Source organism: Streptococcus oralis subsp. tigurinus, assembly GCF_002093545.1.
Classification (GTDB): Bacteria; Bacillota; Bacilli; order Lactobacillales; family Streptococcaceae; genus Streptococcus; species Streptococcus oralis_C.
In genome coordinates, this window is sequence record NZ_LNVF01000002.1 from 98,259 (window position 1) to 119,954 (window position 21,696).

General features: G+C 42.1%; 20 protein-coding genes and 2 pseudogenes. 20 read left to right on the forward strand and 2 right to left on the reverse strand.

Features of this window, described 5'->3' with window-relative positions:
- The 6 genes from ATE34_RS04440 (at position 1) to mnmG (ending at position 7,055) form a co-directional block, all read left to right on the forward strand.
- Positions 1-1,197, forward strand: coding sequence for an argininosuccinate synthase (locus tag ATE34_RS04440; RefSeq protein ID WP_084911180.1), 1,197 nt, complete (start codon positions 1-3; stop codon positions 1,195-1,197).
- A gap of 27 nt (positions 1,198-1,224) precedes the next feature.
- Positions 1,225-2,619 (forward strand): argininosuccinate lyase, encoded by a 1,395-nt coding sequence (gene argH, locus ATE34_RS04445; RefSeq protein ID WP_084911181.1) that lies wholly within the window; start codon positions 1,225-1,227, stop codon positions 2,617-2,619.
- A 375-nt stretch (positions 2,620-2,994) separates the two neighbouring features.
- Positions 2,995-4,116, forward strand: a complete 1,122-nt coding sequence (gene mnmA, locus ATE34_RS04450) for a tRNA 2-thiouridine(34) synthase MnmA (RefSeq protein WP_084911182.1) — start codon at positions 2,995-2,997, stop codon at positions 4,114-4,116.
- A 140-nt stretch (positions 4,117-4,256) separates the two neighbouring features.
- Complete coding sequence (locus tag ATE34_RS04455; RefSeq protein WP_180382672.1) at positions 4,257-4,712, forward strand: NUDIX hydrolase; 456 nt, start codon at positions 4,257-4,259, stop codon at positions 4,710-4,712.
- An 8-nt stretch (positions 4,713-4,720) separates the two neighbouring features.
- The gene (locus ATE34_RS04460; RefSeq protein ID WP_084911184.1) at positions 4,721-5,152 is read left to right on the forward strand and encodes an NUDIX hydrolase; all 432 of its coding nucleotides are present in this window, start codon (positions 4,721-4,723) and stop codon (positions 5,150-5,152) included.
- Entirely contained in the window at positions 5,142-7,055 is a 1,914-nt protein-coding gene (gene mnmG, locus ATE34_RS04465; RefSeq protein ID WP_084911185.1) for a tRNA uridine-5-carboxymethylaminomethyl(34) synthesis enzyme MnmG, read from the forward strand. Before ATE34_RS04460 ends, mnmG begins: the two co-directional genes overlap by 11 nt.
- 37 nt (positions 7,056-7,092) lie before the next feature.
- Here the strand turns inward: mnmG and rnjA are convergent, their stop codons facing one another.
- On the reverse strand, positions 7,093-8,775 hold the full coding sequence (gene rnjA / locus ATE34_RS04470; RefSeq protein WP_084911186.1) for a ribonuclease J1: 1,683 nt from the start codon (positions 8,773-8,775) through the stop codon (positions 7,093-7,095).
- A gap of 1 nt (position 8,776) precedes the next feature.
- Complete coding sequence (locus ATE34_RS04475) at positions 8,777-9,010, reverse strand: DNA-dependent RNA polymerase subunit epsilon (protein ID WP_033584763.1); 234 nt, start codon at positions 9,008-9,010, stop codon at positions 8,777-8,779.
- A gap of 290 nt (positions 9,011-9,300) precedes the next feature.
- Here ATE34_RS04475 and ATE34_RS04480 point away from each other — a divergent pair, with 290 nt between their 5' ends.
- The 14 genes and pseudogenes from ATE34_RS04480 to ATE34_RS04545 all read left to right on the forward strand — a co-directional run bounded on the left by ATE34_RS04480 (position 9,301) and on the right by ATE34_RS04545 (position 21,648).
- A complete protein-coding gene (locus tag ATE34_RS04480) occupies positions 9,301-9,516 on the forward strand; it encodes a hypothetical protein (protein ID WP_084911187.1) in 216 nt (71 codons plus the stop codon).
- Between the two features lie 253 nt (positions 9,517-9,769).
- Positions 9,770-10,453: a tRNA (adenosine(37)-N6)-threonylcarbamoyltransferase complex dimerization subunit type 1 TsaB gene (gene tsaB / locus ATE34_RS04485; protein WP_084911188.1), complete on the forward strand. Its 684-nt coding sequence runs from the start codon at positions 9,770-9,772 to the stop codon at positions 10,451-10,453.
- A complete protein-coding gene (rimI, locus tag ATE34_RS04490) occupies positions 10,450-10,887 on the forward strand; it encodes a ribosomal protein S18-alanine N-acetyltransferase (protein WP_084911189.1) in 438 nt (145 codons plus the stop codon). The genes tsaB and rimI overlap by 4 nt, the downstream gene beginning before the upstream one ends.
- Positions 10,877-11,887: a tRNA (adenosine(37)-N6)-threonylcarbamoyltransferase complex transferase subunit TsaD gene (gene tsaD / locus ATE34_RS04495; RefSeq protein ID WP_084911190.1), complete on the forward strand. Its 1,011-nt coding sequence runs from the start codon at positions 10,877-10,879 to the stop codon at positions 11,885-11,887. Before rimI ends, tsaD begins: the two co-directional genes overlap by 11 nt.
- Positions 11,888-11,991: 104 nt before the next feature.
- Positions 11,992-12,854: pseudogene (locus ATE34_RS04500) on the forward strand (Rgg/GadR/MutR family transcriptional regulator).
- 283 nt (positions 12,855-13,137) lie between these two features.
- Positions 13,138-13,359 (forward strand): hypothetical protein, encoded by a 222-nt coding sequence (locus ATE34_RS04505; RefSeq protein WP_061598946.1) that lies wholly within the window; start codon positions 13,138-13,140, stop codon positions 13,357-13,359.
- 18 nt (positions 13,360-13,377) lie between these two features.
- A complete protein-coding gene (locus ATE34_RS04510) occupies positions 13,378-14,052 on the forward strand; it encodes a CPBP family intramembrane glutamic endopeptidase (RefSeq protein ID WP_061598944.1) in 675 nt (224 codons plus the stop codon).
- Positions 14,053-14,063: 11 nt separating this feature from the next.
- Entirely contained in the window at positions 14,064-14,729 is a 666-nt protein-coding gene (locus ATE34_RS04515) for a CPBP family intramembrane glutamic endopeptidase (protein WP_084911191.1), read from the forward strand.
- 70 nt (positions 14,730-14,799) lie between these two features.
- Positions 14,800-16,026: pseudogene (locus tag ATE34_RS04520) on the forward strand (MFS transporter).
- Positions 16,027-16,184: 158 nt separating this feature from the next.
- Positions 16,185-16,880: an AzlC family ABC transporter permease gene (locus tag ATE34_RS04525; RefSeq protein ID WP_084911192.1), complete on the forward strand. Its 696-nt coding sequence runs from the start codon at positions 16,185-16,187 to the stop codon at positions 16,878-16,880.
- On the forward strand, positions 16,870-17,193 hold the full coding sequence (locus ATE34_RS04530) for an AzlD domain-containing protein (RefSeq protein WP_084911193.1): 324 nt from the start codon (positions 16,870-16,872) through the stop codon (positions 17,191-17,193). The genes ATE34_RS04525 and ATE34_RS04530 overlap by 11 nt, the downstream gene beginning before the upstream one ends.
- 102 nt (positions 17,194-17,295) lie before the next feature.
- Positions 17,296-18,126, forward strand: a complete 831-nt coding sequence (locus ATE34_RS04535) for an amino acid ABC transporter substrate-binding protein (RefSeq protein WP_061598938.1) — start codon at positions 17,296-17,298, stop codon at positions 18,124-18,126.
- A gap of 137 nt (positions 18,127-18,263) precedes the next feature.
- On the forward strand, positions 18,264-20,606 hold the full coding sequence (locus ATE34_RS04540) for a CAP domain-containing protein (RefSeq protein ID WP_061598935.1): 2,343 nt from the start codon (positions 18,264-18,266) through the stop codon (positions 20,604-20,606).
- Between the two features lie 187 nt (positions 20,607-20,793).
- Positions 20,794-21,648, forward strand: coding sequence for a MetQ/NlpA family ABC transporter substrate-binding protein (locus ATE34_RS04545; protein ID WP_061598933.1), 855 nt, complete (start codon positions 20,794-20,796; stop codon positions 21,646-21,648).
- Positions 21,649-21,696: the final 48 nt, after the last annotated feature.

Consider the following 21,696-nt stretch of genomic DNA (forward strand, 5'->3'; position numbering starts at 1 on the left):
ATGAGTAAGGAAAAAGTCATTTTAGCCTATTCAGGTGGATTGGATACATCAGTTGCTATTACATGGTTAAAAAAAGACTATGATGTGATTGCTGTTTGTATGGATGTGGGTGAGGGAAAAGATTTGGAGTTTATCCACAATAAAGCTCTCAAGGTTGGGGCTGTTGAGTCTTATGTCATTGATGTTAAGGACGAATTTGCTAATGACTATGTTTTAGTGGCTCTTCAGGCTCATGCCTACTATGAACAGAAGTATCCCTTGGTATCTGCTCTGAGTCGCCCTCTTATTTCAAAAAAACTCGTTGAAATAGCTCATCAGACAGGGGCAACCACAATTGCCCATGGTTGCACAGGTAAGGGAAACGACCAAGTTCGGTTTGAAGTCTCTATTGCAGCTTTGGATCCCAATTTAAAGGTAGTTGCGCCTGTTCGTGAGTGGAAATGGTCTCGTGAAGAAGAAATCCAATATGCCAAAGAAAATGGAGTTCCAGTTCCTGCTGATTTTGACAATCCTTACTCTATTGACCAAAATCTTTGGGGACGTGCAAATGAATGTGGTGTCTTGGAAAATCCTTGGAACCAAGCGCCAGAAGAAGCATTTGGAATCACATCTTCTCCAGAAGAGGCGCCAGATAGTCCAGAATTTATTGACATTGAGTTTAGCTGCGGGGTGCCCATCTCTCTCAATGGTGAGAAGATGAAAGTGGCGGCTTTGATTCAAAAGCTCAATGAAATTGCAGGTAAACACGGTGTCGGTCGTATTGATCATGTAGAAAATCGCCTAGTCGGGATTAAGTCAAGAGAGATTTATGAGTGCCCAGGTGCTGTGACTTTATTGGCAGCTCATAAGGAGATTGAAGACTTGACTCTTGTGAGAGAAGTGGCTCATTTCAAACCCATTATCGAAAATGAGTTGTCCAATCTCATCTATAATGCCTTGTGGTTTAGCCCAGCAACTCAGGCTTTGATTGCCTATATCAAGGAGACACAGAAAGTTGTCAATGGAACTGCAAAAGTTAAACTTTATAAGGGGAACGCCCAGGTAGTGGCTCGGAAATCACCAAATTCTCTTTACGATGAAAATTTGGCGACTTATACCAGTGCGGATACCTTTGACCAAGATGCGGCTGTTGGATTTATCAAGCTTTGGGGGCTTCCGACTAAGGTTTATTCAGAAGTTCAGAAAAATGTTGAGTAGTGACGCGATAGAAAGGGACGACAGGATATGCCGAAAAATACAAAATTATGGGGTGGTCGATTTGAAGGCACTGCGGAAGAGTGGGTAGAACAGTTCGGTGCGAGTATTTCCTTTGACCACCAACTGGCAAAATTTGATTTGATGGGTTCCCTAGCTCATGTTCAAATGCTAGGACAGACTGGCATTTTAAGCTTGGAAGAGGCAGAGCAGATCCAAGATGGTCTGAAAGCTTTGTTGCGAGATTTAGAGGCAGGAGAGCTTCATTTTGATATTGCAAATGAAGATATTCATATGAATATGGAAGTGTTGCTGACAGAGAAAATCGGTCCTCTGGCTGGGAAACTACATACGGCTCGTTCTCGGAATGACCAAGTCGCAACGGATATGCACTTATATCTAAAGGAGCAGCTTGGCCATGATGTCTTGGATAAGTTGGCGAATCTGAACAGTGTTTTGCTGGATTTGGCTGAAAAACATGTGGAAACCATTATGCCAGGCTATACCCATTTACAACACGCCCAACCGATTAGTTTTGCCCACCATCTCATGGCTTATTACAATATGTTTCAGAGGGATAGCGAACGCTTTGCATTTAACCTAAAACATACGGACCTATCTCCACTAGGTGCGGCTGCCTTGGCGGGGACAACTTTTCCAATCGATCGTCAATTATCGAGTGACTTATTGGGCTTCCAACAACCCTATACCAATTCCTTGGATGCAGTGAGTGACCGTGATTTTATCTTAGAATTCCTGTCAAATGCCAGCATTTTGATGATGCATATGAGTCGTTTTTGTGAGGAAATCATCAATTGGTGTAGTTTTGAGTATCAGTACATTAGCTTGTCTGATAGCTTTTCAACGGGTTCATCTATCATGCCCCAGAAGAAAAATCCTGATATGGCCGAATTGATTCGAGGGAAGACAGGACGGGTTTACGGGCACTTGCTTGGACTATTGACCGTCATGAAGTCTTTGCCTCTGGCCTATAATAAGGATTTGCAAGAGGACAAGGAAGGCATGTTTGATACAGTAGAAACGATTTTGAATTCTCTGGATGTGCTGGCAGGTATGCTATCGAGCATGCAGGTTAATAAGGCCAAAATGCAGCAATCCACAGAGAATGATTTTTCGAATGCGACCGAACTGGCAGATTATTTGGCAGAAAAAGGTCTTCCTTTTAGAGAAGCGCATGAAATTGTAGGAAAACTGGTTCTAGACTCTATCAAGCATGGTAAAAATATCCAAGATTGGGATTTGAAGGAGTTGCAAACCTACCATCCCCTGATTGAAGAGGATATTTATATCTACTTGCGTCCGGAGACTGCTGTTCAGAGACGGAATTCCTTAGGAGGAACCGGCTTTGAGCAAGTGAAATACCAGATAGAACAAGCGAAGAAAGAACTTAAAGGGGAAAATTGATTCGTTTGCAAAGGAAGAAAGAGAGGCTGAGATGATTTATCAGCCTCTTTCTTGTCTTCTCTAACCAAGCGTGTTATAATGAATACTGCTCAAGCGACCTTCAATCGTGAAGCACACACGACCTTCAATCGTGAACTAGTCATTTCGTTTATCTTTTATTACGTCGTTAACTCGAAATGAGATGCAAGCAGAGCTTGTCTGATTTATAACCTCAATCAGTCTCCCAGACTGATTGAGCGAACTCAAGTTATGCCTGCGACTCGTTGCCTAGTCCTAAAAGCAAACGAAAAGACGATACTTAAAGAAATTCTATTGAAAGTCATAATGAATAGAATTTTGAAGGGTATGAATAAACGAATAGATGGGAGACTTACCATGAGTGATAACTCTAAAACACGTGTTGTTGTAGGGATGAGTGGTGGTGTTGATTCGTCAGTGACGGCTCTCTTGCTCAAGGAGCAGGGCTACGATGTGATCGGTATCTTCATGAAGAACTGGGATGACACAGATGAAAACGGCGTCTGTACGGCGACCGAAGATTACAAAGATGTGGCTGCGGTGGCAGACCAGATCGGCATTCCTTACTACTCTGTCAATTTTGAAAAAGAGTACTGGGACCGCGTTTTTGAGTATTTCCTAGCGGAATACCGTGCAGGACGCACGCCAAATCCAGATGTTATGTGCAACAAGGAAATCAAGTTCAAGGCCTTTTTGGACTATGCCATGACCTTGGGTGCAGACTATGTAGCGACTGGGCACTATGCCCGAGTAGCGCGTGATGAGGATGGCATTGTTCACATGCTTCGTGGCGTGGACAATGGCAAGGACCAGACCTATTTCCTCAGTCAACTTTCGCAAGAACAACTCCAAAAAACCATGTTCCCATTGGGACATTTGGAAAAGCCTGAAGTTCGCAGACTAGCAGAAGAAGCAGGCCTTGCGACTGCCAAGAAGAAAGATTCGACAGGGATTTGCTTTATCGGGGAAAAGAACTTTAAAAACTTCCTCAGCAACTACCTACCAGCTCAGCCAGGTCGCATGATGACTGTGGATGGACGTGATATGGGTGAGCATGCTGGTCTGATGTATTATACGATTGGTCAGCGTGGCGGACTTGGTATCGGTGGCCAACACGGCGGTGACAATGCACCGTGGTTCGTTGTCGGAAAAGATTTGAGCCAAAATATCCTCTATGTCGGACAAGGATTCTACCATGACTCGCTCATGTCAACTAGCCTAGAAGCCAGTCAAGTCCACTTTACTCGTGACACGCCAGAAGAATTTACGATAGAATGTACAGCTAAATTCCGCTATCGTCAGCCTGATTCTAAGGTGACAGTACATGTCAAAGGAGACAAGGCAGAGGTCATCTTTGCGGAACCACAACGCGCGATCACACCAGGACAGGCAGTTGTCTTTTACGATGGCGAAGAATGTCTAGGTGGTGGTTTGATTGACAATGCTTATCGAGATGGACAAGTTTGTCAGTACATTTAGATTGACAAATTTTCTCAATTTGCTACAATAATAAAAGCAATAGAAATGATGGTCAAAGCTCATGGATGTTGCAGGCTTTTTTGTCCTGCACTTCTTTGGAGTTTTGACTGTTTTTGTGTCGTTTAAGGGAAAGGACAAAAATGACTCAACAAGACTTTCGGACAAAAGTGGGGAATACGGTTTTTGGTGTTCGGGCGACAGCCTTGATTGTCCAAAATCGCAAGCTTCTAGTCACCAAAGACAAGGGCAAGTATTACACTATTGGCGGTGCGATTCAAGTCAATGAAAGCACGGAAGAAGCGATAGTTCGTGAAGTGAGGGAAGAACTGGGTGTCAAAGCTCAAGCTGGGCAGCTAGCTTTCGTGGTTGAAAATCGTTTTGAACAAGACGGTGTTTCCTATCACAACATCGAATTTCATTATCTGGTGAACTTGCTTGAAGATGCTCCATTGACCATGCAGGAAGATGAGAAAAGGCAGCCTTGTGAGTGGATTGACTTGGATAAGCTTGAGGATATCCAGCTAGTCCCAGCTTTTTTAAAAACAGCTCTACCAGATTGGGACGGCCAACTACGACACATTCATCTTGAGGAATAGGAGAGAAAATGATGGTTAAGCTTATTGCACATGTGCTTGTTCATAGTGGTGGTGATTTTTTGCTTATTCAGCGTTCGGAAATTAAAAGAGGACAACCCAACGTTTATCCAACTTACTGGGATATTCCTGGTGGCGGGGTTGAAAAGGGTGAACTTCCGCGAGATGGAGCTCTTAGAGAATGCATTGAAGAAGCGGGAGTTAGGCTAGATAGCAGTTCGCTCAAACTTCTTCACGAAGATAGTCAACTGGATACCTCTAAGGATACTGTCTTTACTCGCTTAGTTTATAAAGCAGAGTGGGTTGGGGAGAAGCCAATTATCAGATTAGATCCTGAAGAGCATACGCACTTTAAATGGGTTACTATGGCTCAAGCTCTAGAGGAGGAGAAGTTAGTTCCTTATTTGCGAGAAATTTTTGAAAGGTTAAGAAATGACTTATAATTTTATAGAAGAATACGACATTATCGTTATTGGGGCAGGGCACGCTGGGGTTGAGGCTTCCTTGGCCGCTAGCCGTATGGGTTGTAAGGTGTTGCTTGCGACGATTAGTATTGAAATGCTGGCCTTCATGCCTTGTAATCCATCTATTGGTGGTTCTGCCAAGGGGATTGTTGTGCGTGAAGTAGATGCCCTAGGTGGGGAGATGGCCAAGAACATCGACAAAAGCTACATCCAGATGAAGATGCTCAACACTGGTAAAGGTCCAGCTGTTCGTGCTCTTCGTGCGCAAGCTGACAAGGAACTTTACTCCAAAGAGATGCGGAAAACGGTTGAAAATCAAGAAAATCTAACTCTTCGTCAAACTGTAATTGATGAGATTTTGGTAGAGGATGGCAGGGTTGTTGGTGTGAGAACAGCGACTCATCAAGAGTATGCTGCTAAGGCCGTTGTCGTGACTACAGGGACAGCTCTTCGTGGTGAAATCATCATCGGAGACCTCAAATACTCATCAGGACCAAACCATAGTTTAGCCTCTATCAACCTAGCTGATAACCTCAAGGAACTGGGACTCGAAATTGGTCGTTTCAAGACAGGAACGCCACCGCGCGTCAAGGCTTCCTCTATCAACTACGATGTGACAGAGATTCAGCCTGGAGATGAAGCACCCAATCACTTTTCTTATACTTCACGGGATGAGGACTATATCAAGGATCAGGTGCCATGCTGGTTGACCTATACAAATGGTAGCAGTCACGAGATTATTCAAAACAATCTCCACCGTGCGCCTATGTTTACAGGTGTGGTCAAGGGAGTAGGGCCTCGTTACTGTCCGTCAATTGAGGATAAGATTGTGCGTTTTGCCGATAAGGAACGCCATCAACTCTTCCTAGAGCCAGAAGGACGCAACACTGAGGAAATCTACATTCAGGGGTTATCAACCAGTCTGCCCGAGGACGTACAGCGTAACCTTGTTCATTCCATTAAGGGACTTGAGAATGCAGAATTGATGCGGACTGGTTATGCCATCGAGTATGACATGGTCTTACCTCACCAGTTGCGTGCGACTCTGGAAACCAAGAAAATCTCAGGACTTTTTACAGCTGGTCAGACAAATGGAACATCAGGTTACGAAGAAGCTGCTGGTCAAGGGATTATCGCGGGTATCAATGCGGCTCTGAAAATCCAAGGCAAGCCTGAATTGATTTTGAAGCGCAGTGACGGTTATATCGGGGTGATGATTGACGACTTGGTGACCAAGGGAACCATTGAACCCTATCGTCTCTTGACCAGTCGTGCTGAATACCGTCTCATCCTCCGTCATGACAATGCCGATATGCGTTTGACCGAGATGGGTCGTGAGATTGGTCTTGTCGATGATGAACGTTGGGCTCGATTTGAGATTAAGAAAAACCAATTTGACAATGAGATGAAACGCTTAGATAGCGTCAAACTTAAGCCGGTCAAAGAAACCAATGCCAAGGTTGCTGAAATGGGCTTCAAACCTCTGACAGACGCCGTGACAGCCAAGGAATTCCTTCGTCGTCCGGAAGTCTCTTACCAGGATGTGGTAGCCTTCATCGGACCAGCTGCTGAGGACTTGGATGACAAGATTATCGAATTGATTGAAACAGAAATCAAGTACGAAGGTTATATTTCCAAAGCCATGGACCAGGTTGCCAAGATGAAACGCATGGAAGAAAAACGCATTCCAGCCAATATTGATTGGGATGACATTGATTCTATCGCAACAGAAGCCCGTCAGAAGTTCAAACTGATCAATCCAGAAACCATCGGTCAAGCTAGCCGTATTTCGGGAGTAAACCCAGCAGATATTTCTATTTTGATGGTGTATCTTGAAGGTAAAAATCGTAGTATTTCTAAAAATCAAGAAAAGAAAGCATAGAGAAAAACAGCTCCGAAGACGGGGCTGTTTTGTTGATTTATTCTTCTTCGTCTGGTGTGAGGATCATCGGGATGATGATTGGTTCACGTTCTGTATTTTCATAGAGGAAAGGACGAATGGCGTTGACAATGGCGCCATTGACAGATTGTACGCTGGCGTCCTTATTTTTCAATGCGATACGAATTGCATTGAAGAGGATGCGCTGGCTTTGGCGAATCAAGTCTCCAGATTCTCTCATGTAGACAAAGCCTCGGCTAAGGATGTCAGGACCAGACAAGATCATTTTAGACTTGAAGTCAACAGTTGCGACTGCTAGAACGACACCATCTTCAGATAGATCACGACGATCTTTGAGGACAGCAGCGCCGATTTCACCGATACGATTTCCATCGACATAGATGTCTTGGGCATTGAAGTGACCTGCGATACGGGCTGAGTTAGCAGTAAGAGCAAGCACATCACCATTGCTCATGATAAAGATATTGTCCTTCTCGACACCCGTATCCACCGCTAGTCCAGCGTGGACTTTCTGCATACGATATTCACCGTGGACAGGCATGAAGTATTTCGGCTTAATCAAGCGGAGCATGAGTTTTTGCTCTTGCTGACCACCGTGTCCAGATGTATGGATATTGTTCACTTTACCGTGGATAACTTCGACACCAGCTTCAGAAATAGTGTTAATCAATTTGTTGACGCTAGTGGTATTTCCAGGGATTGGGCTAGAAGAGAAGATAACAGTATCGCCGGGTTGGAGTTGCACCTGACGGTGGGTTCCATTGGCGATACGAGAGAGGGCTGCCATCGGCTCACCCTGACTACCTGTACAGAGGATAAGAATCTCGCCCGCAGGGTAGTCTTTGATTTCATTTGGCTCGATAAAGGTTCCCTTAGGAGCCTTGATGTAGCCAAGCTCGATCCCGTTGACAATGGCCTTTTCCATAGAACGACCAAAGACCGCAACCTTGCGTCCAGTCTTAACAGCAGCATCTGTTGCTTGCTGGAGACGGAAGATATTTGAGGCAAAGGATGCAAAGATGATACGACCTTCGATGCCTTGGATAATCTTCATGATGGACTGGCCAACGACTTTTTCAGAGTTGGTAAAGGTTGGCACTTCTGCATTTGTCGAGTCAGAGAGGAGACAGAGAACACCCTCTTCACCAAGGGCAGCCATACGGTGCAAGTCTGCAGGTTCACCAACTGGAGTGAAGTCGAACTTGAAGTCACCCGTACAGACGATTTTTCCTTGAGGAGTATGGATGACAATCCCCAAAGGCTCTGGAATGGAGTGAGTGGTTCTAAAGAAAGTTGCCTTGAGATTTTTAAAGGTCAACTCAGTGTTGTGGTTGATTTCGTAAAGTTTGGCGTTGCGCAAGAGGCCGTGTTCTTCGAGTTTTCCACGGATCAAAGCCAGGGCAAGCGGTCCAGCGTAGATAGGGACATTTGCTTGTTTGAGCAGAAAAGGAATCCCACCAATGTGGTCCTCGTGTCCGTGTGTGATCAAAACAGCCTTGACGCGGTCAATATTGTCTACGATGTAAGAGTAGTCGGGGATAACATAGTCGATACCAAGTAAGTCATCTTCTGGAAATTTAATCCCAGCATCGACGATGATAATCTCGTCTTGGTATTCAATTCCGTATGTGTTTTTCCCGATTTCTCCCAGACCACCGATGGCAAAAACGCCGACTTCTTCAGGTTTAAGAGTATAGGCCATATTAGAACTCCGTGATTTCGAAGACGCCAGTTTCTTTTTCGTAATCTAGCAATTTGTCAGACAAGAGTTCGATATACTCGATGTTGTACTCTGGGCGGTTTTCTTCGACAAGTTGGCGAGCAGCGATACGGCCCTCAAGTTCTGAGCTGGCATCGATGTCTAGGTAAAGTGCACGTGTTGTTTCACGACGTGGGCTACGTTCTTTTGTTTCTTGATAAAAAACTTTGTAAATCATATAGTTCCTTTCTATTTACAGGTCAGCTTATTCCAAACTTTTAGCAGAGATTTGCTTAATTTCATTCCATTTTGTGTCTAGATTGACCTTGATTCGTTACAATTATTTCAATTATACCACAAAATGAAAAATTAGTAAAAGACGGAAATGGAGAAAGTAGGGAGGGTAAGAAGGAGCAAAAAGACAGGTAGGATTTGGTCGGAGAGCGCTTAGGTGTTATAATGGAAAGAGAAAGGGAAGTTTATGGATGGGAATATTCCCTATAGCTTTTAAAACAAGGAGGATTAAGAATGTTTAGTTTGTTTGAATTTGCAGTAGGGGTTCGCCTCTTGATGTTTGTAGTCTTTGTAGCTTGTGTCTATGGGGGGAATGCCCTGTTTGTGCATCTGGAACACCACAAAACAAAGTTCCTTTGGAAGCTTGCTTTTGTGACGCTCTATTCAATTTTTCTCCTCCTGGTCACCTATGTTGTCTGGCTCGTTTTCTACTTTGGTTTAAATGCCTAAAGTCAATTATTCCTCTAGATATACAGAAAATCCACCTCGTCTTGATAGATGGGATGGATTTTTCTATTTTTAGGTGCTATCTTTATTGTTATGACGATGATTTCTAACGTCGAGAATCGAGTTAAGGCATATATGACTTATTTACACTTCTTTGTGTCTAAGTGGCAGACCCTTTTGTTTCAAAACAAAGAAAATTCCCATGCGCTAGCTTTTGTAGTATAATAGTAAACAGACAAAAAGATAGGAATGTGTTATGAAAGTATTAGCTTTTGATACGTCCAGCAAGGCTCTTTCTCTAGCGATTTTAGAGGACAAGCAAGTTCTTGCCGAGATGACGATTAATATCAAGAAAAACCACAGTATTACCCTTATGCCAGCCATTGATTTTTTGATGGCGAGTTTGGATTGGACACCCAAGGATTTGGACCGCATCGTGGTGGCAGTGGGACCTGGTAGCTACACAGGTTTACGAATTGCGGTAGCAACTGCCAAGACCTTGGCTCATACTCTGAACATCGAGTTGGTTGGTATGTCAAGCCTCTTGGCTCTGGTGCCACGCCAACAAGAAGGCTTACTTGTTCCCCTGATGGATGCACGTCGCAACAATGTTTATGCAGGGTTTTATGAAAATGCTCAGCCTGTCTTGCCAGAAGCGCACTTGTCTTTTGCGGAAGTGCTAGAGCAGGTCAAGGATGCTGAACAGGTAACCTTTGTCGGAGAAGTTGGAGCCTTTGTGGAACAAATCCAAGAACAACTACCACAAGCCAGCTACCAAGAAACCTTGCCAAATGCAGCCAATCTAGCTCTTTGGGCCTGGGATAAGGAAGCAGACTCCTTGCACGACTTTGTGCCCAATTACCTCAAACGAGTTGAGGCTGAGGAAAACTGGCTCAAGAACCACACCGAGTCTGGCGGGTCCTACATTAAACGCCTATGATAAAGATCAAACGAATCCAACAGCAACCTGACTTGGCTCAAGCTATCTATGCTGTTATGGTAGATGTTTACCCAGTCAGCCCTTGGACGCTGGAACAAATCCAAGCAGACTTGTCCCAAGATCAGACTTGGTATGCTCTGGCTTATGATGGGGTAGAAGTGATTGGATTTCTAGCCGTTCAGGAGAATCTCTTTGAAGCAGAAGTCCTACAAATCGCTGTCAAAAAAGTCTATCAGGGTCAGGAAATTGCGTCAGCCTTGTTTGCTCAATTGCCGACAGATAAGGAGATTTTCCTTGAAGTCAGAAAGTCAAACCAACGAGCGCAAGCATTTTACAAGAAAGAAAAGATGGCGGTCATCGCTGAGCGAAAGGTCTACTACCACGATCCAGTTGAGGACGCCATTATCATGAAGAGAGAAATAGATGAAGGATAGATATATTTTAGCATTTGAGACATCCTGTGATGAAACCAGTGTCGCTGTCTTAAAAAACGACGACCAGCTCTTGTCCAATGTCATTGCGAGTCAAATTGAGAGCCACAAACGTTTTGGGGGCGTAGTGCCAGAAGTAGCTAGCCGTCACCATGTCGAGGTCATTACAGCCTGCATCGAGGAAGCACTGGCAGAAGCAGGAATTACAGAAGAAGATGTGACAGCCGTTGCCGTTACCTATGGACCAGGATTGGTTGGAGCTCTACTAGTTGGTTTGTCAGCTGCCAAGGCCTTTGCTTGGGCTCACGGCCTGCCACTTATCCCCGTCAATCACATGGCTGGTCACCTCATGGCAGCTCAGAGTGTGGAGCCTTTGGAGTTTCCCTTGCTAGCTCTCTTGGTCAGCGGTGGCCACACAGAGTTGGTCTATGTTTCTGAGGCTGGCGATTACAAGATTGTTGGGGAGACCCGAGATGATGCTGTTGGTGAGGCCTATGACAAGGTTGGTCGCGTCATGGGCTTGACCTATCCAGCAGGTCGCGAGATTGACGAGTTGGCCCATCAAGGTCAGGATGTTTATGACTTCCCTCGTGCCATGATCAAGGAAGACAATCTGGAGTTTTCATTCTCAGGTTTGAAGTCTGCCTTTATCAATCTTCACCACAATGCTGAGCAAAAGGGAGAAAGCCTGTCTACAGAGGATTTGTGTGCTTCCTTCCAAGCAGCTGTCATGGATATTCTCATGGTAAAAACCAAGAAAGCCTTAGAAAAATACCCTGTTAAAACCCTAGTCGTGGCAGGTGGTGTAGCAGCTAATAAAGGCCTCAGAGAACGCCTAGCGTCTGAAATTACGGATGTCAAGGTCATCATCCCACCCCTGCGTCTCTGTGGAGACAATGCAGGAATGATTGCCTATGCCAGCGTCAGCGAGTGGAACAAAGAAAATTTTGCAGGTTTAGACCTCAATGCCAAACCAAGTCTCGCCTTTGATACCATGGAATAAAGAGTCAGCTTGAGGCTGGCTTTTTTGCCCTCATTAAATGTCAGAATATTTTGACAAAGCTGTAGAAATGGTGATATAATATGTAAAAATTAGGAGGTGGTCAGATGATTGAGAGAATGGAATTGGGAGAATTTCACAAGGAATTGCGTCTTGCGAGAAAACTCAAGCAGTCAGATGTAGCTTGTGCTGGACTAACAGCATCCCAGCTATCCAAGTTTGAACTAGGACAGTCTATGCTGTCTGCGGATAAACTGATACTAGCTATCCAAGGGATCAATGTGACCTTCGATGAGTTTGGGCACAAGCTCAACAACTATCAAGAATCTCCACATATGAAATTTGGAAGAAGGGTTGTCGATCGCTTTGCCCATCAAGATATTGCTGGCTTAGAGCAACTGTTGGAGGAAGTCGAGCAAGAACAGATGCGCAGACCTATCGTCGTTTGAATGCTATTGTGATCAAAGATGCTATCCATTCCTTAGATAAAAGGTATCCGCTAGAAGAGGAGGATAGCGAGTTTTTGACTAGCTACCTCTATGCTATCGAGTCTTGGACCTGGTTTGAACTCTATCTTTTTTGCAATACCATGCCCTTCTTGAGTAATCAAGATTTGATCTTTTTATCAACCTCTTTACTCGAAAAATCCAAGGAATTTAAAGAATTGGCACACAATAGACTGTATATGAAAAGTGGCTTTCTGAATATCATATCAGAGCTTATGGAGCGTAAGCTTTTCTCTTACATCCTAATCTTTGAGTCCGAGTTGGAGAGCATGCTTCGTCCGTATGATGTTTTTGAAAAATTATTGTGGCAATTTTTAAAGAAGATGAGCATTTTCCTTCAAACTAAGGGGAGCAATCAAAAAGAGATTGAAAACTTTATCCAATCTCTGCAAGTATTAGAAAATCCACAATTGATAGCCCTTTTTGAACTACGCTTACGGCAATACAAAGAAGTTATCGATTAGTTAGAAATGGGAAAATGATAATAATCTCAGCAATGATTGTCGATAATGTTAAGACTTGTTTCTTCATTTTGTGTCCTCCTATCTAATAGTAACCATATTATATCAGTGAAAGAGTCAATTCTATAAAAATCGCAAATGTGAAATTTCTATAAGTAAAAATATCAAATATGCGATTTTCTAAAATGTGGTGATTTCCGTGTTATACTATCCTCGTAAGATACTTGAAGCAAATCCTAGGTCGCAGAAGTGGTTTACAAGTAAAAATAATTGAAGGAGTGTAAATATGTTGAATTTACAATTTGCAGAAACAATGGAACTAACAGAAGCGGAGTTGGAGAAGGTTTACGGAGGAAATTTCACTATGGCTTGTGTGGGTGAAAATATTGGTTGTGGTGGTAGTGCTTTGCCTGCTTGGGGAGGTAGAGGTATTAGTCCCAGACCTTATGGGGCATTTGATTGGTCGAATGGGCTGATTGAAGGACTGTTTGGAAAACGTCGTAACTAACATTTAGGAGAAAAAACTATGAAAAGGGAAGAAACGAAATTTTACCTAGGGACCATTTTGGTACTTATGTCTTATTACTTGATTTTTAATTTAGTAGTGAGATTAGAGTTCATGGATCAATTATCAGATTTTGGATTTTATGGGATTCAAATTTTATTGATAGTAATTGAAGGAATTGCTGCTACTGTGGTTCTTGTTAAGAGTCAACGTTGGAAAGAGTACGGTCGCTTCCAGTTTCGTTGGTCCTATCTGGGTCTCTTCTTTCTTTCCTTTATATTGATGTTTTTGTGGGTAAATATAACGACTCGAATCTTTCCCAATACGCAAAATGGGGGTGCTATAAAAGAAACCGTAGCCAATTTGACGGGAATTAGTTATTTTGTGACACGTATTCTCTACGGCAGTCTTATTGCTCCGATAGTTGAGGAGTTAGTTTTCCGTGGACTTCTGATGACAGCCCTATCTAAATTTAAAAAATACTATATTGACGTCATCATTTCCTCCACACTCTTTAGTCTCATCCATGTTTTACAATATGGATGGGTGTTAACAGACTTCATCGTTTATGCAGGAGCAGGTCTGCTACTCTGTATGCTCTTTCGTTATACACGTTCAATTTATTGGTCAATGGTCCTTCACATCTTGTGGAATACCTTTTTAATTATCGTGAGCTTATTGGTGTTTGGATATTAGAAAGATGAAATATGAAAAAGATAATCTCACAATACTACTTTATTATAGCTGTTTTGCTTGTCATTGCTGACCAGTTCTTCATTCGTCTGATCTTACACAGCGACCTTGCTGCTGGTCTATCTGACTTTGCCTATTATCTGTCGGATATGCTGTTGAATTTTCTTGTGGTTTTGCTTGCTATTACTGTTATGGTTTGGTCAGGTAAATGGCAGAAAATTAACAGTCGAAAATTTAGAGGTTCCTATCTTTTTTATTCCTTTTTAGCTCTTCTTGCTTTTGTTATTTGGAATTTCGTCACATTTTATCTTTTCCCATCTACCAAAAATGAAATTGCTTATCAACTGGATGTTCCTACTTTTACGGGAGCAACGGCATTTTTGATGTATTTTTTCTATCCTGTGATTGCAGGTCCCATTTTTGAAGAGATGATTTATCGTGGGTTGGTGATGACCGCTCTGGAAAAAGGGAAGAAGTGGGGACTGGATGTGCTCGGTTCGGCTGCTTTGTTTGGAATCTTGCACATTAGTAACCACGGTTGGGTCTTGACAGACTTTTTCTCATATATGGGTGGTAGCCTCATATTTGCAGTCTTATTTAGAGCAACAAAGTCAATTTATTGGCCTATTGGACTGCATATAGTCTACAATGCCATTGGTCAAATTTTACCGTTGCTGTAATTTTAGGGGCTCAGTAAGTTTGGTCTATCCTTGGGGAAAAGTTCCCATTTGAACTCAAAAAGGAGTTGCGATGAAAGTATTTATTCAAAATAGAGATTTTAGGCAATTAACTATCAACCAGTGGATTTCAACGGTTGGGGATACGATTTTTTATCTTGCTTTTTTGAATTATGTGGCAGACGCTTCGTTTGCCCCCTTGGCAATTTTACTCATTACGATTTCAGAGACTGTTCCTCAAGTTCTGCAAATCTTTATGGGAGTTTTGGCTGACTTTCAATATCATCGTGTTCTAAAGTATACGGTTATTAGTTTTGTCAAATTTGTACTTTATTCTATAGTGGCACTTTCGCTTTCAGGGCAGTCCTTTTCATTATGGCTCGTATTCTTTATTTGTTTAATGAACCTCTTGTCGGATACATTGAGTTACTTTTCAGGAGCCATGCTAACTCCTATTTTTATAAGAATCATTGGGAAAGAACATCTGACAGAAGCCATTGGCTTTAAACAATCAACAGTTAGTTTAGTTCGGACAATCAGTAATATTCTAGGAGGGATTTTACTAGGAATTGTTTCCATTCAGTTCATTTCCTTGCTAAACGCTCTGACGTTTCTGATAGCATTTGTAGGTATTCTCTTTATAAAAAATGATCTTTTGAAAGTTGAAAAAACAATTAGCTATCAAGAAGGTCTTTCTATAAAATCGTTTTGCCAGCATTTGTTCCAATCATCAAAATTGATCTGGAATATGGATAGAGTGATCTTCATTTTATTTATCGTCTCTATCAGCCAAGCTGTGATCAATGTCACTGTTCCTATTTCGACTCTTTTTTTAAGAAACCAACCGTTTTTGAATTTACAAACCGGTCAATCCCTCGCTTTGTTATCAACACTAGAATTGTCAGCACTTATTGTCGGAAGCCTTGTAAGTGGCTATCTGAAAAATACGATTTCTATAAAAACAGCTCTATACGCTTAGGTCGTCATCCAGTTACTCCTTCTAGTAGGATTTGCCACAGTTCATTTTGGCTTGATTCTGCTTTTCAGCTCCTTGGATGCCTTCATCGCCGGGTTACTCTCTCCTAGATTGCAAGAACTCGTCTTTAAACAAATACCTGAGGAATCAATGGGAACGGTTCAATCCTCTATTGGTGCTATTACGGTTGTTTTACCAAGTCTATTCACAATCGTTTTCGTAACGATTGCTACAAGTTTTGGGACCCTAGCGGTCAGCTTTATTCTATTGCTATTACTCCTAACCGCATTTGGCATGCTCTTGAACATTCGTGAGAGTATTTAGAGGAGAATTTGTATAATAGGTGTTTGAGGTTGGCTTCCCAGTCTTTTTATGATGGCCAAAATCAGCAGACTTTTTTCTCTTCTTTGAATATGTTATAATAGTCAGTGCTGTGGCTGTGATGACGAACAGACTCAATTGGAGAGAATATGAGGAGAAAGATGAAAGAAAAAGGATTCTGGGAAGGTGCACAGGCAGCCATGCCAACGGCCCTTGGTTATGTCAGTATCGGACTGGCCTGTGGGATTATCGGTGCGCCCTATGTGACACCTGTTGAGATGGGCTTGATGAGCCTCTTTGTTTATGCTGGGAGCGCCCAGTTTGCCATGTTGGCATTGATTGCAGTACAAGCGCCTGTCGCAGCCATTACTATGACAGTCTTTTTGATTAACTTGCGCCTCTTTTTGCTGAGCTTGCATGCGTCGACCTATTTCCGCCATACTAGTCTCTGGCAAAATATCGGCATGTCCAGTCTCCTGACAGATGAGACCTACGGGGTTTTAATGGGAGAATTAGCCCATACAGATAAAGTCCATCCCATGTGGATGCATGGGAACAATCTCAATAGTTATATGGCCTGGTTTATTGGGACAGTTGCGGGGACAGCTTTAGGAGGGCTTCTTCCAAATCCTGAGGTCTTTGGACTAGACTTTGCCCTTGTTGGGATGTTTATCGGGATTTTTACCTCGCAATTTCAGATTATGCAAAGACGGGTTCCTGTACGGAATCTACTGCGTATCCTAGCCGTGGTTGCAGTGTCCTTCTTTTTGCTCTTGACAGTGGTGTCTCAGTCGCTAGCTGTTTTGTTTGCGACCTTGCTAGGTTGTACCATGGGGGTGGTCTTAGATGGTCAGTAAATATCTTTTGTTAGCCGTTATCTTTTCAGGCCTAGTGACTTGGATACCTCGTATGATTCCCTTCATCTTGGTTAAGTACAAGGGGTTGTCAGCTATCGTTGAGCGTTTTTTGAAGTTCTTGCCTGTTTCCATTATCTTTGCCTTGATCCTTTCAAGCGTGGTGACAGGCAAGGTTGGGAGCCTTCCTCAAATCAAATGGCTGGACTTTTTAGCGGTCTTTCCAACGGCTTGGGTAGCCTTTCGCTACCGCAATCTAGTAGGTACGGTTCTTTTTGGAGTGGTCTTGATTGCAGTCTTGCGTCTGGTCTTTTAGTCAGCCATAAGAAAAACCTATCACCGAGATAGAAATCATATAATGGCGAAAAAAAATATTTTCTGTTAAGATAGTAAAGTATTCTATTTTGGAGGAAATGACATGAAAAAAATCGTTAAATATTCATCTCTTGCTGCTCTGGGACTTGTTGCCGCAGGTGTACTAGCAGCTTGCTCAGGTGGAGATAAGAAAGAAGGAGAAGCATCTGGTAAGAAAGAAATTATCGTTGCAACTAATGCTACACCAAAACCATTCAACTATGAAGAAAATGGCGAATTGACTGGTTACGAAATTGAAGTGGTTCGCGCTATCTTTAAAGACTCTGACAAGTATGATGTCAAGTTTGAGAAGACAGAGTGGTCAGGAGTCTTTGCAGGACTTGATGCTGACCGTTACAATATGGCTGTTAGCAACATCAGCTACACTAAAGAACGTGCTGAAAAATACCTTTATGCAGCTCCAACTGCTAAAAACCCTAACGTTCTTGTAGTGAAAAAAGATGACCCTAGCATCAAATCGCTTGATGATATCGGTGGAAAATCAACAGAAGTTGTTCAAGGGACAACTTCTGCTAAACAGCTAGAAGACTACAACAAACAACATTCAGATAATCCAACTGTCCTAAAGTATACTAAAGCGGACTTCCAACAAATCATGGGACGCTTGAGCGATGGCCAGTTTGACTACAAGATTTTTGATAAAATCGGTGTTGAAACAGTCATCAAGGACCAAGGTTTGGACAACTTGAAAGTCATTGAACTTCCAAGCGACCAACAACCTTATGTTTACCCACTTCTTGCTAAAGGTCAAGATGAGTTGAAAACATTTGTAGACAAACGTATCCAAGAACTCTACAAAGACGGAACTCTTGAAAAATTGTCTAAACAGTTCTTCGGAGATACTTACCTACCAGCAGAAGCTGACATTAAATAATTAAAAACACCTCTGTTAATGACAGGGGTATTTTTTATGTAAGCACATTCAAAAAATGACCTCTTTACCTCATATCCTTTGACAGAAAGCGCTTATATGGGTTATAATAGTATATAATACCTTTAAAGGAGATTGTCATGAAATATAAAAAATTTCTATCCTCATTTACATTAGCGACTGCTTTGTTAGCAGCAAGTGCGATAAATCAGGAAGTTCAAGCTAATGAAAAGCCTGTAGATGCTAAGGAAAAAGCTGTTGCACCATCATCATCTGAAAAACAGATTACAGATGCGCAAGAGGAAGTTAAAAAAGCTCAAGCCTCTGTAGATGAAAAAGCTCCGAAAGAAGCGGAGGCTAAAAAGGATGTAGCCAAGGCTGATAAGAAGATTGCCGATACTAAGAAAGCTATTGAGATAGCTAAAAATGCTGATGCTATCATCGAAAAGGAATCAAAGGTAGCATCTGAGAAGAGTGCTGAAAAAGCGGAAGCTGACAAAGCTTTGGCAAATGCAGAATCTACAGCAACAGCAGCTAAATCTGCAGAAACAGAAGCTAAAACAGCTAGCCAATCTGCCAATGAAAAGCGTGACGCTAAAGCAGCAGAGGTAAAAGAAAAACAAGCTGAACTAGATGGCATGACTGATGAAAGTCTTAAAAATCAAATCTCTAATGCAGAAAACGAGGTTAAAAAAGCCGATCAGTCTCTTCAAGAACAAACGAAAGCAGCAAATGCAGTAGCGAACAAGATCGCAGACAAACAAAAGGAGCTTGATAATTACAAACCAACAGTTTTGAAAAAGGTCTTGAATCCAGAAGAACAAGGACGTAAAGCTCCAGCTTTTGATAGTGATTATGACTATAACAAGCAATATCGTCCTAAAGATGCCTCAGGCAATCCTTTGATGGAGAATGTTTACTTCCAAGGTGTTCGTGAAGTTGAAATAGAAGCAACTGAAGAAATGAAACGCTTCACTAAGGCTATGGCTGACTACAATGCAAATCCATCCAAATATAAAACAAGACCAGTCTTTAAGTTTGTTGTGGACAATCGCAAATTGACAGAAGCTTTCATTGAGCTAGTAAATGAACTCCGTCATGCTAATGGTGTTACACAAGACTTAGCCCTAGATGAAGCCTACATTAAACATGCACAAGAACGTTCAAATGAAATGGCTACCACTGGAGTCCTCAGCCATGATACCAAGTTATCACACCCAGATGGAGAAGATGTTCGTGTAGAAAATATTGGAATGTCTTATCTAATTCCTGGATCCGATGGTGGACCAAACTTTGTGGAAGTTAAAAACGGTCAAACGATTTATAATTTCGATAAGATCATGACTTATAAACAGTTTGCTTATCAATCACTCTTAGCTTGGTATGCAGACTTTAATAATATAAAAGGAATCGACTACGGACACCGCAGAGCCCTGCTTACACCGGTTGGAGGAAAAGTAGGTGTAGCCCAAGGAACAATTGAAGGAAAAAATCCTAATTATATTTATCATACATATATAAGTAATGCCTATACACCTGAAACAGTGAAGGAATACCGTTCTAATTTCTATGCCTTTAATGAAGACGATAAATTGCATCCGACCTTCTATGGTAAACGCATGAAGTTCTTGCCTGAGCATCACTTTGTATATGTTGAAAAAACAGTTATTGACAAATCTGCTGATCTTAAGGCTGAACTTGCATCGTTGAAAGCAGAAAAAGCTGACAAAGATGCTAAAAAAGTAGCTACTGAAACTAAAAAAGCGGACTTGTTAGCAAACTTGGATAAATTAAATAAACAAGCCAATAATTTAGTCAATGCGCGTGAACAAGTTAAAAAGGATTTGGAACAAGCTAAATCTGATTTGGCAACCTTAACTGCTGATGCGAAAGCAAAATCTGAATTAGTTGCTACAAAATCACAAGAGGCAACTAAAGCAAGCCAAAATCTAAAAGCCTTGCAAGCCAAGGTAGCAGAATTGGCTACAGCTATTAAGAATGCAGAAGAAAAACGCGATAAAGCAATGGCCTTGAAAGGTCAAGCATCAGTCTTAGAAACAACATTGAAGCAAGCAGAAGAGGATAGAGCAAAGGCTCAGAAAGTTAGTGATCAAGCAGAGGCTGAATTGAAAGTGGCTCAAGCAGCCCTAGCAGAAGCCAAAGCGAAGCTACAAGCTTTATTAGATGTACTTGAAGCAGAAAATATGCTAAAAGTGGCAGAAAAAGATGGAATGATTATTGGCCTACCAAAAAATGCACCAATTCAAGACCCACTTCCAGAATTTGATCTTCGTAAACTTGCTGATAAACCTCAAGGTGCAGAAGCTAATAAACCTGGAGAAAAAGCTTCTACAAAAGCATTACCAAATACAGGAACAAACTCAGGTGTAGATGGACAAACGACTCTGTTCGGAGTTTACGGTTTACTTGCGAGCCTCGGCTTAGCAGGCATCGCAACACGATGCAGAAGACAAGGTAAATAATTCTTAAAAGCTATCTAGCGAGCAGCTAGCTAGCTTTTTTTATGTAGAGGTCCAGAAGCGAATGTCGTTTAATATTAGCTTAATATGTATAGTTTCAAACTATAGGTCTTCCTATCTATTAACAATTTGCTAATTCAAATAAAGTATGAGATACTATTACGGTATTATTTTTAAAGGAGAAAGAATCATGAAAATTAAAAAATGGCTCGGTGTAGCGGCTCTTGCTACAGTCGCAGGTTTGGCTCTTGCAGCTTGCGGAAATTCAGAAAAGAAAGCAGACAACGAAACAGTTGTCAAAATTGCAACAGTTAACCGTAGCGGTTCTGAAGAAGCACGTTGGGATAAAATCCAAGAATTGGTTAAAAAAGATGGCATTAAATTGAAATTCACAGAGTTTACTGACTACTCTCAACCAAACAAGGCAACTGCTGACGGCGAAGTAGACTTGAACGCTTTCCAACACTACAACTTCTTGAACAACTGGAACAAAGAAAACGGGAAAGACCTTGTAGCGATTGCAGATACGTACATCTCACCAATCCGCCTTTACTCAGGTAAAAATGGGGAAGAAAACAAGTACACCAAAGTGGAAGAAATCCCAGATAACGGTGAAATTGCCGTACCAAACGATGCAACAAACGAAAGCCGTGCGCTTTACTTGCTTCAATCAGCTGGTTTGATCAAATTGGATGTTTCTGGAACTGCTCTTGCAACAGTTGCGAACATCACAGAAAATCCAAAGAACTTGAAAATCACTGAATTGGACGCTAGCCAAACAGCTCGTTCATTGTCATCAGTTGACGCTGCCGTTGTAAACAATACCTTCGTTACAGAAGCAAAATTGGACTACAAGAAAGCACTCTTCAAAGAACAAGCTGATGAAAACTCAAAACAATGGTACAACATCATCGTTGCGAAAAAAGATTGGGAATCATCACCTAAAGCTGATGCCATCAAGAAAATTATCGCGGCTTACCACACTGATGAAGTGAAAAAAGTTATCGAAGAAACATCAGACGGTTTGGATCAACCAGTTTGGTAATAAGAAACAGGGAGGTGGGAGAGAAAATTCCACCTCTTGCTTTTGTAT